Below are 14,117 nucleotides of genomic sequence, written 5' to 3'. Positions count from 1 at the left end.
CCGTGTCCATCAGGCGTCCCCCACCGCGCGGCGCCGCCGCACCAGCCAGATCAGGGCCGGAACGCCGACCAGCGCGGTCATCACCCCGGCGGGCACCTCGCCGGGCGGCCGTACGACGCGGCCCGCGACATCGGCGGCGAGCAGCAGACAGGCGCCGAGCAGCGCCGACATGGGCAGCGTCCAGCGGTGTCCGTCGGGTACGAGCCGGCGGGCGAGATGCGGTACGGCGAGCCCGACGAAGGCGATGGGTCCGGCCGCCGCCACCGCCGCCGCGGTCAGCAGGGTCGCGCCGAGCGCCGCCGTGACCCGTACCCGCTGGACGTGGTGGCCGAGGGCGCGGGCGGTCTCGTCGCCGAGCACGAGCCCGTCGAGGCCGCGTGCGCAGACGAGCAGGAGCAGCGCGCCCGCCGCGAGGAACGGCAGCATCCGCGTGACCGTGCCCGCGTCCCGCCCGTCGAGCGCGCCGACCTGCCAGAACCGGAACTGGTCGAGCGTCGCCGAACTCGATGTCAGGGCCACGGTGGTGGCGCCGGTGATCATCGCGGAGAGCGCCGTACCGGCGAGCGCCAGCTTGACCGGGTCGGCGCCGCCCCGGCCGCGCGTGGCGATGGCGTACACGAGACAGGCGGCGAGCACGGCGCCCGCGAACGCGTACCAGACATATCCGGCGAAGCCGTTGGCGCTGCCGGTGGCGATGGCGAACACGACACCGGCGGCGGCCCCCTGGCTGAGCCCGAGGATCCCGGGGTCGGCCAGCGGATTGCGGGTCGCCGCCTGGAGCGCGGCTCCAGCGAGTCCGAGCGCGGCCCCGGCGGCGAGCCCCACGGCGGTACGCGGCAGCCGCAGGGACCGTACGACGAGCGCGTCCCGGCCGCCGCCGTCCGCTCCGCCACCGTCCGCTCCGTGCAGCAGCGCGTCCACGACGGTGCTCAGCGGTACGGGGCGTGAGCCCACGGCGAGGCTGAGCGCGACGGCGACGAGGGTGAGCGCGAGCGCGAGGACGGGCCACGCGGTGCGGCGGGCGATCCGTGCGGCGGGGGTTCTGGTGTCGCTTCGTGCGGCGGGGGCCATGGTGACGTGGATTGGGGTGGGTTGCGGGGCCGGTCCGGAGGGGGTCAGCCGAGCCGGTCGGTGAGTCCGTCGAGGACGAGTTGCGCGGCGGTCGGCCCCGCGTTCAGGTACCAGGGGTCGTCGTCGACCTTGACGGCGTGCCCGGCCTTGACGCCCTTGAGGGACTTCCACAGCGGCCCGGCGAGCACGCTGCCCGCGTCGGTCTTGGCGGGGTCGCCCTGCACCGAGTAGAAGATCCAGTCACCGTCGGCGGTGTCGATCCGCTCGGCGCTGATGTCCTCCGAGATGGCGAGGAACTGCTGGGACTTCGGGCGCGCGACGCCCAGGTCGACGGCGATCGATCCGGTGAACGAGGACACCCCGAACATCCGGGTCCGGCCGGGTGTGAAGCGGACCATGGAGACCTCGGCGCCCTTGTCGGCGAGCGCCGCGCCCTTTGTCTTCGCTTCCTTCGCAAACCCGTCCAGGAGACTTTGTGCCTGCTCTTTCTTGCCGATCGCGGCGCCGACGAGCAGCAGATCGCTCTTCCAGTTGATGCCCTGGCCCTTGGTGACGACGGTCGGCGCGATGGCGGAGAGCTTGGGGTAGAGATCGCCGAGGGAGTCGTTGGCGAGGATCAGATCGGGCTTGGCGCGGGCCAGGGACTCCAGATTGGGCGCGGTGCGCGTGCCCGCGTCGGTCATCGCCGCGAGCTTCTTCTTCTCGGTGGGGAAGGCGTCGGCGAGATAGTCGGGGACGAGTCCGGCGTTGTCGGCGCGGGTCGTGGCGACGGGCACGGTGCCGAGGGTCAGCAGGTCGTCGAGCTGTCCGGTGGACAGTACGGCTATCCGCTCGGGCGCCTTCGCCAGCTCCGCCTCTCCCTTGAAGTGGCCGACGGTACGCGGGAACTCGCCGTCCTTCGCCTCCGTACCCATCCCGTCCGGTACGGCGCTGGGCGCGGCCGTGGGCCCCTTCCCGTCCTTCGCCCCGGTGACGGCGTTACGGGAGGTGTCGCCTCCGCTGTCCTTGCCGCCGCCGGAACTCCCGCTCCCGGACTCGCCGCACCCGGCGACCAGCCCACCGACGACCACCGCGACCAGTACGGCCCTCGCCCCTCGCACCCGCATGACCGCACTCCCACAGTTCGCCACCCGCGTGGCACTCGTATTAGGTAAGCCTTACCTTAGACCGTGCGGAGGTGGGTGCGGAACGCCGGGTTCCCCAAGTGCCCGGCGCTGGGCGGAAGTGAGCCGGTCGGGCCGGACGGTGACCGTGTACCCGCCGGGCCCCGTGCGGTGGAGGGTGAGCGGGTCGGAGAGGTCCGGGTGCCGCTCGATCTCGCGCAGGGCGTCCGTGACACGGTTCTCGTCCCAGTTCAGCGCGGCGGCGATGCGGTGCGCGGTGAGGGCCGGTGCCCCGGCGAGCGCGGCATGTGTGAGCGCCGCGAGCACAGTCAGTGCGTCGCTGAAGACGGCGGCGGTGGTGCCGCCGGCCATGTCGTCGCTGAGCTGCGTGAAGAACAGCCGCATCCCGTCGAGTCGCGCCCCGGCCCGCGTCGCGCCGTCGAACACCGCGACGCCCCGCCGGGAGAGATCGGCGAGCGCGGCGTTCGTCCGGGCGCTCGTCATCCACGTACGCAACCAGACGTCGTCATCGATGAGATACCGCTCCCTGCGGTGGGCACCCTCGCGTTCACGCCGGACCAGATCCAACCCTTCGAGATAGCGGACCGCCGTGGACACCGAGGCGGGGCTGACCCGCAGCAGCCGCACCAACTCGGCGGCCGTCAGGGCCCCCGAGTCGGTCGTGACCAGGGACGCCAGCACGCGCGCCGCCATGCGGGGCAGCCCGGTGCCGACCATGAGCGCGGCGAAATCATCAACAAAGGCGCGGACGGCTTCGGGGTCACGGCCCTCGGAGCTGCGGCTTTCGGGGGTACGGCCCCCGGGTGCGCGGCTCTCGTCGCCGGGGGCGCCCGGAGGCGGGAGCGGATCGCGGCGGCGGGCACGGCGGGCGGTCGCGTGATGGGCGTGGTCGGCCCGGTACCCGTCGGGCCCGCCGTTACGGGCCACCTCCCGGCTCACGGTCGAGGTCGGCCGCGCCAGCCGCCGGGCGATCCCGGCATACCCGAGCCCATCGGCCAGCCCCGACGCGATCTGCCGCCGGTCCTCGTGCGTGAGCCTGCCACCGGGCATCCGTACTCCCTACTCCCTCACGTTCCTTACGTTCAGCTTCAGCACATTGCAACGAAAGATCATGAAGATTGCATTCGCCGTCAGAACCATTGCAATGGAACACCGAATTACCCCGCTACACAACCGAATCCATCCCCGAACTCATTGAGGCCACACTGAACGCAACGTAGCTTTTGAGGCCGCCCGAAGGGAATCGGGCCCGAACGGTACGGAGAGCGGAAGTGGGAGTGGGATGACGGCGAACACGGCGGCGGCGAGCACCGGGGGTGTGGTGCTCGATGTCGAACGGCTGCGGATGCGCTACGGCCCGCACGACGTTCTGCACGAGGTGACGTTCCGGGCTCAACAGGGCGAGGTCCTGGCCCTGCTCGGCCCGAACGGCGCGGGAAAGACCACCACGATCGAGATCCTGGAAGGCTTCCGGATGCGCTCGGCGGGCCGCGTCGAGGTCCTCGGCACGGACCCGGCGCACGGCGACGAACGCTGGCGCGCGCGGATCGGCGTCGTCCTCCAGTCCTGGCGCGACCACGGCAAATGGCGGGTACGGGAACTCCTCGCCCACCTCGGCCGCTACTACGCCCCCTACTCCGACGGCACGGTCCGACGACCATGGGACGCCGCCGAGTTGGTCGAAGCGGTCGGTCTGACCGCCCACGCCGACAAGAAGATCAAGACGCTGTCCGGCGGGCAGCGGCGCAGGCTGGACGTGGCGATCGGCATCGTGGGCCGCCCCGAACTCCTGTTCCTGGACGAACCGACGGCAGGCTTCGACCCCGAGGCGCGGTACGAGTTCCACGACCTGGTCCGCCGCCTCGCCGACGACCACGGCACGACCGTCCTGCTCACCACGCACGACCTCGCCGAGGCCGGCAAGCTCGCCGACCGCGTCCTGATCCTCGTCGGCGGCCGGATCGTCGCCGACGGCTCGGCCGACGACCTGGCCCGGCGCACGGCCGGCGAGGACGAGGTCCGCTGGACACACGAGGGCCACCGCTTCGTCCGCACGACCACCGAATCCACGGAGTTCGTCAGGGAGTTGTTCCACACGTACGGGGACACGATCGGGGAACTCGAAGTGCGCCGAGCCTCGTTGGAAGATACGTACCTGGCCTGGGTACGGCAGGACGAGGGGGCGGGCCGGTGAGGGGGGAGCCGAAAAGGGCCACGGCAGGGGCTAAGGCGGGTAAGGCGGAGGCGGTGCGCGCGGGCTGGGCGCGGGGCGTGATCGAACTGCGGCAGTCGTTCACGAACGGCCCCGACCTGGTGTCCCATCTCCTCTGGCCGGTCCTGATGCTGATCGCGCTGTTCTTCCTGCGGGACAGGGAGTTCGGTCCGGACGGACCGCTCCTCGGCACACTGGCGCTGCCGAGCATCCTGGGGATGAACGTCGCGATGGGCATGGTCGCCATGAGCCAGATACTGACCGCCGAACGCGAGGACGGAACGCTGCTGCGGGCCAAGGCGACACCGAACGGCATGCTCGGCTACCTCGTCGGCAAGGTCGTATCGGTGGGCGGCGGTCTCCTCGCGGACCTGGCGATCCTGCTGATCCCGGGCCTGTTCCTCATCGACGGCCTGACCACCGGCAGCCCGGGGACCTGGCTGACCCTGAGCTGGGTCCTGGTCCTCGGCATGGCGGCGACACTGCCCGTGGGCGCGATCCTGGGATCGGTCTTCACCAGCGCCCGCGGCCAGGGTCTGATCCAGCTCCCGGTGCTTGCCCTGATAGCGATCTCCGGCATCTTCTACCCGATCACCTCGATGCCGGGCTGGCTGCAAGGGGTCGCACAGTTCTCGCCGATCTACTGGCTCGGCCTGGGCATGCGCTCCGCGCTCCTCCCCGACTCGGCAGCGGCAATCGAGATAGGCGCCTCCTGGCGCCCCTGGGAAACAGTCGCGGTACTGAGCACCTGGACACTCCTGTCCCTGACCATCGCCCCCTACGTCCTACGCCGCATGGCCCGCCGCGAGTCGGGCTCGGACCTGGGGGCCCGACGGGAGAGGGCACTTCAGCGGGTGGGGTGAGGAGGGGTGGGGCATGGGCTGCCTCTATGTCTTTCGTCAAGCGAGGCGTGGGGGTTCTGGGTTCGTGGAAGGTGCCGTCCCGGAGCATCGCGCGTTTGACTGGGCGCTTTCCTCCCCGGGGCGCGTGTTCGCCGTGGATCGAGGTCCCGGACGAATTCGTGGTGGGGAGGAGGCCGGCGTAGGAGGCGAGGTGGGCTGCGGTGGAGGCAGGCTGGCCCACGATTACCAGGACGGTGCCGAACTTCGCGGTCAGTTTGTTGAACATGGCCAGCAGCTTCGGTTCGCTGTTGGGCAGCGGCTTGCCGAAGACCTTCTTCCCGGGGGCGGTTGTCTCGTCGGCCTCAGGGACGGCCGGGTCGTGGAGTCGGCGGCCACGGGTCCGGCGATGGACCCGGGCCTGCCAGCCGCGGTCGTCTACGCCTGTCTGCGCGCGGGGCGTCCGCTGGACGGCGCCCGGGTGGCGCTGCGGATCGGTGACGTGCGGGACGAGGACGTCGTACTCCGCCTTCGCCCCGGTCCACCGCACCGGTAGCCACTCCGCGGACCGCCCCAGTGGCCGCTCCAGCGACCGCTCCCGTGGCCGCCCCACTGGCCGCCCCGAAACCGACACCCGCAGCTCCACCAGGCGCTCCGCGGCGCCCCGTTCCGCCGCGACCGCCTCCTCACCGCACCTGTCCTTGAGCAGGGCCAGTCCGCCGTGGGCGTCCAGCGGCTTCAGCGCTACCAACCGGGCCCCGTCCAGGGCCAGCTCGCCGAGCCTGCCCTGACTGGTGACCAGTACCGCGCTGCCCGGCCCCTTGGGGATCAGCCCCCGCACCTGTGCGGGCTGGTTCACGTCGTCCAGGACGATCAGGATGCGGAGGCCGGCCGAACGTGACCGGAACAGATTGGTCCGCTCCGCGAGTGAGTTCGGGATGCCGAGGTCGCCTCCGCACAGCGATCGCAGGCACATGGCGACGGCCTCCGAGACATCCGCGCCGGCCGTGGGCCGGTCGCGCAGCGCCGCGAAGTCCACGTACAGCTGCCCGTCGGGGAAGAACTCCCGGGCCGTCTCCGCCCACCACCGGGCCGTGGTCGACTTGCCGACCCCGGGAAGTCCGCCCAGCACTCCGACATTGACGGAGCCGCGGCCACTTCCCGGGCCGAGCGTCTGGTCCAGTACGGCCAGTTCGGCGCTGCCGTTGCTGAAGTGGACGGTCACGGGCGGCACTTGATCCGGCTTGGGCGGGATGCCCGGGGTGGACGCCGGTGCCGACGGGACGTGGAAGGTGATGTCACCGATGATGTGCGATCCCTGGAACGCCGGACCATGGTTGACGCCCCCGCTCACCAGGCTGACGAAGGTGCGCGACGCGTGCGGGTCGGCCTCGGACAGCAGCCGGGTCAGCTCGCCTGGCCGATCCTGATGCTCATCGCACTCGGGTGCTGGGGTTGGCTGCTGCTGCGGCGGCGGTGGCGGACGTGGGCGCGCGATGACACTGACGGTGGCACGGCGGTGGACGGGTGCGCATCACCACGTCGACCTGCTACGAGACAAGACTGAGCGCAGGGTGGGTTGATCTTGGTTACCTGGCCGGCCGGTGACGGCGGTGCCACGGCCGGCGGTGGAATGAAGTCCGGAGCGGGGATCGCGAGGTGGCGTCCGAAGACCGCCGATGACCGGCTTCGACACACAATCGATCAGCGATCCGTCTCTCCGGACGGACCTTCCCGGATTCGCCGGACCCCGCCCCCTCGGCGGTCTAGCGTACGAACACGCCGCGCTGCCCGGCGCGGGCCATGAGGAGGTTCCCGTGCCATCGCCCTGTGACCCCCGGTACGCACCCGCCGGCGACGTGGGCACGGCGCTCATGATGATCGACTCGCGGCTCAAAGCCGTCTACGACGGCAGGACCGAGACCGACGCCGACCAAAAGGCCCTGGCCGACCAGTTCGCCGCGACTCTGGGTCCCAGGGGAGCGCATGAAGTGCTGGACGGCGCGTGCACGCTCATCTTCATGTTCATGGAGTGGCTGCGGATGGCCTACGAGGACCACGACGAGGACGTCATCGCCGCAGTGGTACCCAATCTCGTGGCCACGTTACGCATGATGCCCCGCAGTGTCCGCCCCGAGGCGATTCCCAGCATGGCGGGCCTGCTCGTCGCCGCGGGCACGGGACTGAGCCCCAGCCTGTGGCGCAAGCAGTACGGAGAATGGACCAGGGACGAGATGACTCCGCTGGAAGCCACGGTCTTCCTGCTGGCGGAGCACATCAACCGCCTCACCGACGACCGCGACTTCGCCACCCGCCTGATCACCGAAGCCCTGACCAGGGCGGACGAGGACTGACGTACCGCGTGCGCGCCCGCCGTACACCCACCAGATGTGGCGCGAGACCCCATCTGATCAACGTTTCCGCAGTTCAGAGAGGGTCTCGCAAGTGTGGAGCCTAGGGGAGTCGAACCCCTGACATCTGCCATGCAAAGACAGCGCTCTACCAACTGAGCTAAGGCCCCGAAATTGATGCGGTCGCCGGAGCACTCGGCCCCCGGGCGGCATCGCAGACCAGAGTACCGGGTCACCCCCCGGATCCCGCAAAAGGATTGGACTCCCCGTGCCCCAGCACGCTCCGTAAGATGCTCGCACGCGGTTCGCTGGAGCGAAGCGCGGTACTTGGGGAAGCGATGGGGAGACGCAAATGGACGCCGCACAGCAAGAAGCCACCGCGAGAGCGCGGGAGCTACAGCGGAACTGGTACGGAGAGCCTTTGGGGGCGCTCTTCCGTAAGCTCATCGAGGATCTCGGGCTCAATCAGGCCCGGCTCGCCGGAGTCCTCGGACTGTCGGCGCCGATGCTGTCCCAGCTGATGAGCGGCCAGCGCGCCAAGATCGGCAACCCGGCGGTCGTCCAGCGCGTCCAGCTCCTTCAGGAACTCGCCGCCCAGGTCGCCGACGGCAGTGTCAGCGCCGCCGAGGCCACCGAGCGCATGGACGAGATCAAGAAGTCCCAGGGGGGATCCGTCCTGAGCAACACGTCCCAGTCCACCTCCAGCACCGGTGCGCCCACCGTGAAGCGTGTGGTCCGTGAGATCCAGTCCCTGCTGCGCTCGGTCGCGGCGGCGGGCGACATCATCGATGCGGCGGACTCCCTCGCCCCGACCCACCCGGAACTGGCAGAGTTCCTCAAGGTCTACGGCGCCGGGCGCACCGCCGACGCGGTCGCCCACTATCAGGCACACCAGAGCTGAGCCCAGGGCCCAGCAGCCGGAAACGCAGCACGGGGAGCGACGTACAGCGATGGGTGAGGTATTCGCCGGCAGGTACGAACTGGCCGACCCGATCGGACGTGGGGGAGTCGGCGCGGTCTGGCGTGCCTGGGACCACCGGCGGCGCCGGTATGTGGCCGCCAAGGTCCTTCAGCAGAGCGACGCGCACACCCTGCTGCGCTTCGTCCGCGAACAGGCACTCCGGATCGATCACCCGCATGTACTCGCGCCGGCCAGTTGGGCCGCCGACGACGACAAGGTCCTGTTCACGATGGACCTCGTCAGCGGCGGCTCACTGGCCCATCTCATCGGGGACTACGGCCCGCTGCCGCCCCGATTCGTCTGTACGCTGCTCGACCAGCTTCTGTCCGGGCTCACCGCGGTGCACGCGGAGGGGGTCGTGCACCGCGACATCAAGCCCGCCAACATCCTTCTGGAGGCCACCGGCACCGGGCGCCCGCATCTGCGGCTGTCCGACTTCGGCATCTCCATGCGCAAGGGGGAGCCGCGGCTGACCGAGACCAACTATGTGGTGGGCACGCCCGGTTACTTCGCGCCCGAGCAGATGATGGGCGCGGAGCCGGACTTCACCGCCGATCTGTTCGCCGTGGGCCTGGTCGCGCTCTATCTGCTGCAGGGAGCCAAGCCCGACTCGCAGGCCCTCATCGAGCACTTCGCGGAGCACGGCACACCGTCGGCGCCGCAGGGCATCGACGAGCCGCTGTGGCAGGTCATCGCGAATCTGCTCCAGCCCGATCCGCAGGCGCGGTTCCGCACGGCCACGGGAGCGCGCAAGGCGCTGACCTCCGCCGTCGAGATGCTGCCCGAGCTGGGCCCCGACGACGAGCTGGTGGAGGTCTTCGACCAGATCGGACCGCTCCCCGCAGGCTTCGGCCCCGAGGGTCCCGAGCGCCCCGAGAGCCGACGCGGCCCCGCCACCGCTCCCGTACCCGACGCTGTGCCCGCTGCGGTGCGGCCGTCCATGTCGGAGACCGGCAGCTTCCATCTCGCGCCCCCTCCGCCGGCCGCACCCCACACGGCCTCCGGCCTCTCCACCCCCTCCACTCCCTCCGCGCCCGACCCCACGCAGGCCCCCGCCCACCAGGCCCCGGCGCACTTCGAGCCCACGCAGGCGTCCGCCCCCCAGCCCTACCAAGGCCCCCATCCCGGTCACCAGTCTCAGCCTCAGCAGCCTCACCAGGGTCCCCCAGCCCAGCAGGCACCCCAGCACCAGGCCGGTCAGCCCCATCCGTCCGTTCAGCCTCAACCTCAGCCCCACCATTCCCCCGTCTCCCCCCAGGCTCCGACCTCCGGGGTGCAGCGTGAATACGCTCCTACTCGTCCATACACCGCCCAGGGCCTCCAGGTTCCGCATCCCGGCGCACAGGTTCCGGAGTCGGGCGCTCCGGCCACACCGGCCGGTCCGGCCATGTCGGCGCCGACGGGCCACCGGCAGGTGCCGCAACGCCGACCGGGACCGCCCCCGAAGGTCGCAGTCCCGGTCCTCGTAGTCGCCCTGCTCTGTTTCGCGGTCGGCATCTGGGCCCTCACCCAGACCTGAGCCCTGCCCCGCGCCGTACCTTTCCTCGCCGCACTCTTCCGCGCCGTAGGCTTCCCGGCTGGCTGCCGACCGCTACCAGGCGCCCGGCGGCCCGTACCCCGTAGGCGGCGTGCCGCCCTGCGGTGCCGCCGCCGCCCGCTTGCGGGCCGTCAGCGTCCACACCGCCAGCACCGCCACCAGCACCACACCGGCACCGATGGCGCCCGCGGCGACCAGCCGCATGGTGTCGCTCCGCGCGGCCTCTTCCTCGGTACCGCCGGACGCGGCGAGTTCCTTGTCCCGGTCGCTGACGCCGAACGCGTCGGCCGGCTGCGGCGTCCCCGCGTACTCCGGTCCGCCCTGCGCGGTCCCGGAGACCTTCACGCGCAACGTCGTCCCGATCGGCCCCTGGCCGTACTTCTCCGCCATCTCCGGGTTGAGATGCACCGTCAGGTAGTACCACCCGCCGAACCGCATCCCGCTGACGTCGTCCTTGGTCTCGTACCGGTTCGGATACGCGACCGGGGGCAGCGGTTCCAGGGCGGCCGACTTCTGCTTGCCGTCGTACGGGGTGTCGGCCCGCGTGATGAAGCCGCGCACCGGGTTGTACAGCGCGATCTCCAGCGCCGACGACACATAGCCGTCATCCGCCGAACTGCCCAGCTCCGCGCGCGCGGAGAGCTGCTGTCCCCAGTCGACGGGCACCCGGTAGTACAACGTCTGTCCGGGCTTGACCCGGTCCGACCAGACGCCCTCCTCCAGGCCGACCGCGTCGTTGAAGCTGGTCCCGCCGGTGCGCCGCTGCGGATCGCCGGACAGCGGTTCGGGCGAGGCCGAGTTCCAGGTCTCCGGGGGCGTGGTGGAGCCCGCCTTCGCGAGACCCGGCTCCGACACGTGCTGGATCTCCAGGTCCCAGGGCCCCGGCGTCGACGTGCCCTGCCGGGTCCGTTCGACGACCACGTAGTACGTGCCGCTCTCCTGGCAACTGGTCTTGTCGGGCCCGATCCTCCGTGACGCCCAGGCGGTGATCGGCCGCGGACTCGTCGCCGACCCGAAACGCGCCTGCCCGGACGAGCAATTGGTGCCGTTGCCGTCCTGTACGGAGACCGTCACACCATCCCCGTAGGCGACCTTCGTGCCCAGCGGAGGGACCGCCGTCACGGACACATAGGCGTTCGTCTTCGCGTCGAGTTCTAGCCGGTAGTAAAGCGTCCCCTCGCGCGCGCTGGTGCTCTTGTACGTGCTCCCGGCTTCGAGCTTCGCGGCGTCCGTGTTGCTCGCCGTCCCGGTCACCGATTTCGCGCCCTCGGCAAAGGCGTACGGGTTCGGGGTGCCGGCCGCCGAGGCGACCTCCGGCAGCGCGGCGACGGCACACAGCGCCGCTCCGGCGGCCAGCGCGGCCCGGCCGAACTTCCCGTAGCCCGCGTGCCTCCCGTGGCCCGCGTGCCTCCCGTTCGTGCCGTACCGCCTCATCACGCGCCACCCCTCGTTGTCCATCCGGCCGTTCCCGTCCCGGCCGCCGCCCTGGCCGCCCGGCGCCGCGCGAACACCAGCCCGAGAGCGGCGATCAGCGCGACGGCGCCACCGGCCACCGAAGCGACCGTGACGGTGGACCATCCTGCCGCGCCGGACTCCGCACCGTCCGCGCGGGCACCCGAATCACCGGCGCCGCCCTTGCCGTCGGTACCAGCGGTGTCACCGGCGTCGTCCGCGTTCTTCGCGCGCGGGGGCGCGTCGTGCTGAGGACCGGCCAGTTCGTCACCGACGACGTCGACCTTGAGCACGACGCCGATCGCCGGGTTCTCGGCGAAGGCGGCCACCTCCGGGCCCAGGGAGACGGCCACGTAGTAGTCACCCGCCGCGCGCAACGGAACGACCTGGTGAGCGGGTTCCCAGCGATTGGTCCACGAGACCGGGACGGTCCCCATGTCCAGGGCGGCCGGATCGCCGTAGTAGCCGCGCCGGTCGCGGAAGCCGGTGCCCGACCAGACGCTCTTGCGGCCTTGCGTGTAGACGGCCGTGTGCACGAACGAGGACTTCGGCGTGCCCGTCGTCGTGGCGTCGACGGTGGGTTCGTTGCCGAAGTCGAGCCGGTAGCGCAGTTGCTGGCCCCAGCCCACCCGCACCTTGTACCAGCGGGTCTGCGCGGGCAGCAGATGGTCGCGCCACACGCCCTTGGTCAGTGCGCGCGCGTCGTTGAAACCCGTTCCGCCCGTCACGTCCTTCGGGTCGCCGACCGGAAGGACGGCGTCCGGTCCCGCCGCACCGTACTCGGTCGCCGACTCCGCCGGCACCGTCCCGGCCTTCAGCGGCTTCTCGGTGCCCAGGCGCAGTTCGACCGGCCAGCGGGCGGCATCGGAACCAGATGCGGTCGAGCGGTGTACAGAGAGTAGGAACCGCCCGGCCTTGTCACAGAACCGGTTGCCCTGGGAGGAGGGGATTCGACTGACCGCGCTCGTGAGCACCATCGCGCCCTCGGTCTGGGAGAAGTGCGCCCGGTCGCTGTCACAGGTGGCCCCGACCCGACCCGTGGAGGTGAGCTTCAGCTCGATCCCGTCGCCGTACGCGACCCGCACCCCCGGCTGCGGTACGGCGGTGACACCGAAGTCCGCCGCGGACGCGCCGTCGAGCGAGGCGGCGTACCAGCGGGTCTCGCCCGGCCCGATCGTGTCGAGGTACTGCCCCGGTGTGAGCCCGGCGGCGTCCTCCGCGCGCGACCCGCCCGTGATCGAGGCGCCTCGGAAGCGGTAGCCGTCGGCCGACAGTTGCGAGGCACGCACCAGTTGGCGGGCCAGCGCTTCGGCGTCCGGTGCGTCGTAGTACGAGCCGTGGCCCGCGTCGGCGACGCATTCGAGCTGCTTGCGTGCCGCGCCCTTCACCTGGAAGCCGATGGTGTCGATCCGCAGGTCGACGCCGTCCTCGCCGAGTTCCCTGGCGACCTCGCAGGGCTCGGGGGCACCGCAGTTGTCCTCACCGTCGGAGATCAGCAGGATCGTGCGCCGCCCGATCGCGCCGGCCCGCGGTTCGGGCAGATCCTGCGCCGCCTTGCGCAGCGACAGCCCGATCGGGGTGTCGCCCTTGGGTCGTACGGCGCCCACGGCCCGCTTCATCGCCTCACGGTCGAGCGCCTCCACGGGGCGCACGAGCCGGGTGTCGGTGCAGCCGCGCGGCTGATCGGCGCCGTAGACCCGCAATCCGGTCGGATAACCGTCCGGAAGGCTGTCGACGACCGTGCCCACGGCGTCCCGCGCGGACTCCATGCGGGTACGCCCGGTGCCGTCGTCGTCGGCCATGGACCCCGAGGAGTCGAGAACCATGACGAGACCACTGCTACCGGTGTCGCCGCTGCTACCGGTGTTGCCGCTGTTGGCAATGGACTCGGCCGGAGCGGCGGACGCCTCCGGGAGCGGCGCGACGACCAGGCCGCAGAGCACCGCCCCGACGAGCACCGCGCCACCCCCGGCCCGGCGCACCCGCCCACCCGCACGGCCGCCACCCGGACGCCCACCCAAGATCCGATTCCACCCGATGTCACCGTCGTCCGACGCACCCCCGACGACGCCCGGCTTCCCCCGACCCAACCCCTGAACCCGCCCCCGTGCCCTTACATCCACTCGTACTCGTCCCCGTACCCACGCCCATGCTTGTGACTTCACGCGTGCCCCCTCGTCCCCGTCTGCGCCACCCCGTGACTTTGCTCCTGCAACCTAGTCATTTGCTGGGGTGAACTCAAGGGACGCTGCGTCACGGTCCCGCAACAACGTGATCAGGCAGCACAAAGCCCCGACCGCTCGGGCGATCGGGGCCTGCGAAGAGACTGTTGTCGATTCTCACGAACCCGTGGGCACGGAGTCGGTCGCCTCCGTCCACAGATCCTGCTCGGCGCGATCCGCCTGGATCTGGCGGTACACGAGGAGCCCGCCGATGGCGGCCAGTGCGACCAGGAGAAGCTTCTTCACCGCGCGACCTCGTCTTTCCTTGACGTAGGGGACCTCTGGCGCCCGACTATACACACCGGTCGATATCGATCAGTGACCTGCCAGGGAGCCCAACTCCCGCTC

12 protein-coding genes, 1 tRNA gene and 1 pseudogene are annotated in these 14,117 nt (G+C 71.0%); 6 read left to right on the top strand and 8 right to left on the bottom strand.

Annotated features, from left to right (window positions below; genetic code table 11):
• Positions 1-9: 9 nt before the first annotated feature.
• From ACIQNU_RS28925 to ACIQNU_RS28915, 3 genes are read right to left on the bottom strand one after another with little or no spacing between them, the layout of a single operon-like run.
• Complete coding sequence (locus tag ACIQNU_RS28925) at positions 10-1,071, bottom strand: FecCD family ABC transporter permease (RefSeq protein WP_401372033.1); 1,062 nt, start codon at positions 1,069-1,071, stop codon at positions 10-12.
• A gap of 44 nt (positions 1,072-1,115) precedes the next feature.
• Entirely contained in the window at positions 1,116-2,177 is a 1,062-nt protein-coding gene (locus tag ACIQNU_RS28920) for an iron-siderophore ABC transporter substrate-binding protein (protein WP_401372031.1), read from the bottom strand.
• A 51-nt stretch (positions 2,178-2,228) separates the two neighbouring features.
• A complete protein-coding gene (locus tag ACIQNU_RS28915) occupies positions 2,229-3,245 on the bottom strand; it encodes a MarR family transcriptional regulator (RefSeq protein WP_401372030.1) in 1,017 nt (338 codons plus the stop codon).
• A gap of 232 nt (positions 3,246-3,477) precedes the next feature.
• Between ACIQNU_RS28915 and ACIQNU_RS28910 the strand changes: the two genes are divergently transcribed.
• Both ACIQNU_RS28910 and ACIQNU_RS28905 read left to right on the top strand, forming a co-directional pair.
• Positions 3,478-4,389 (top strand): ABC transporter ATP-binding protein, encoded by a 912-nt coding sequence (locus ACIQNU_RS28910; RefSeq protein WP_401372029.1) that lies wholly within the window; start codon positions 3,478-3,480, stop codon positions 4,387-4,389.
• A gap of 53 nt (positions 4,390-4,442) precedes the next feature.
• Entirely contained in the window at positions 4,443-5,270 is an 828-nt protein-coding gene (locus ACIQNU_RS28905; protein ID WP_401372027.1) for an ABC transporter permease, read from the top strand.
• Positions 5,271-5,364: 94 nt separating this feature from the next.
• On the opposite strand, the pseudogene ACIQNU_RS28900 reads toward ACIQNU_RS28905, so the two are convergent.
• Positions 5,365-5,598: pseudogene (locus ACIQNU_RS28900) on the bottom strand (transposase); the annotation flags it as partial.
• Between the two features lie 30 nt (positions 5,599-5,628).
• On the opposite strand from ACIQNU_RS28900, the gene ACIQNU_RS28895 reads away from it, so the two are divergent.
• Together ACIQNU_RS28895 and ACIQNU_RS28890 are read left to right on the top strand one after the other, a co-directional pair.
• Entirely contained in the window at positions 5,629-5,802 is a 174-nt protein-coding gene (locus tag ACIQNU_RS28895) for a hypothetical protein (RefSeq protein ID WP_401372092.1), read from the top strand.
• A gap of 1,261 nt (positions 5,803-7,063) precedes the next feature.
• The gene (locus tag ACIQNU_RS28890; protein ID WP_401372026.1) at positions 7,064-7,600 is read left to right on the top strand and encodes a hypothetical protein; all 537 of its coding nucleotides are present in this window, start codon (positions 7,064-7,066) and stop codon (positions 7,598-7,600) included.
• Positions 7,601-7,694: 94 nt separating this feature from the next.
• On the opposite strand, the gene ACIQNU_RS28885 is transcribed toward ACIQNU_RS28890, so the two are convergent.
• A tRNA-Ala gene (locus ACIQNU_RS28885) sits at positions 7,695-7,767 on the bottom strand.
• A gap of 182 nt (positions 7,768-7,949) precedes the next feature.
• On the opposite strand from ACIQNU_RS28885, the gene ACIQNU_RS28880 reads away from it, so the two are divergent.
• Positions 7,950-8,498 (top strand): helix-turn-helix domain-containing protein, encoded by a 549-nt coding sequence (locus ACIQNU_RS28880; RefSeq protein ID WP_401372024.1) that lies wholly within the window; start codon positions 7,950-7,952, stop codon positions 8,496-8,498.
• Between the two features lie 49 nt (positions 8,499-8,547).
• Positions 8,548-10,077 (top strand): protein kinase, encoded by a 1,530-nt coding sequence (locus ACIQNU_RS28875; RefSeq protein WP_401372022.1) that lies wholly within the window; start codon positions 8,548-8,550, stop codon positions 10,075-10,077.
• A gap of 72 nt (positions 10,078-10,149) precedes the next feature.
• On the opposite strand, the gene ACIQNU_RS28870 is transcribed toward ACIQNU_RS28875, so the two are convergent.
• From ACIQNU_RS28870 to ACIQNU_RS28860, 3 genes are all read right to left on the bottom strand, one after another.
• A complete protein-coding gene (locus ACIQNU_RS28870) occupies positions 10,150-11,553 on the bottom strand; it encodes a hypothetical protein (protein WP_401372020.1) in 1,404 nt (467 codons plus the stop codon).
• Positions 11,529-13,568, bottom strand: coding sequence for a VWA domain-containing protein (locus ACIQNU_RS28865; RefSeq protein WP_401372019.1), 2,040 nt, complete (start codon positions 13,566-13,568; stop codon positions 11,529-11,531). The genes ACIQNU_RS28870 and ACIQNU_RS28865 overlap by 25 nt, the downstream gene beginning before the upstream one ends.
• 318 nt (positions 13,569-13,886) lie before the next feature.
• Positions 13,887-14,015: a DLW-39 family protein gene (locus ACIQNU_RS28860; protein ID WP_003999697.1), complete on the bottom strand. Its 129-nt coding sequence runs from the start codon at positions 14,013-14,015 to the stop codon at positions 13,887-13,889.
• Positions 14,016-14,117: the final 102 nt, after the last annotated feature.

This window comes from Streptomyces sp. NPDC091292 (assembly GCF_044757265.1).
Taxonomy (GTDB): Bacteria; Actinomycetota; Actinomycetes; order Streptomycetales; family Streptomycetaceae; genus Streptomyces.
The sequence above is the reverse complement of the archived record's forward strand: the minus strand, read 5'-3'. Positions and strand labels throughout refer to the sequence as shown.

Bases quoted from the DNA above. Each gene is read 5' to 3' on its own strand.
- ACIQNU_RS28915 (WP_401372030.1), bottom strand. From the start codon at position 3,245: ATGCCCGGTGGCAGGCTCACGCACGAGGACCGGCGGCAGATCGCGTCG.
- ACIQNU_RS28910 (WP_401372029.1), top strand. From the start codon at position 3,478: ATGACGGCGAACACGGCGGCGGCGAGCACCGGGGGTGTGGTGCTCGAT.
- ACIQNU_RS28870 (WP_401372020.1), bottom strand. From the start codon at position 11,553: ATGGACAACGAGGGGTGGCGCGTGATGAGGCGGTACGGCACGAACGGG.
- ACIQNU_RS28925 (WP_401372033.1), bottom strand. From the start codon at position 1,071: ATGGCCCCCGCCGCACGAAGCGACACCAGAACCCCCGCCGCACGGATC.
- ACIQNU_RS28880 (WP_401372024.1), top strand. From the start codon at position 7,950: ATGGACGCCGCACAGCAAGAAGCCACCGCGAGAGCGCGGGAGCTACAG.
- ACIQNU_RS28920 (WP_401372031.1), bottom strand. From the start codon at position 2,177: ATGCGGGTGCGAGGGGCGAGGGCCGTACTGGTCGCGGTGGTCGTCGGT.
- ACIQNU_RS28875 (WP_401372022.1), top strand. From the start codon at position 8,548: ATGGGTGAGGTATTCGCCGGCAGGTACGAACTGGCCGACCCGATCGGA.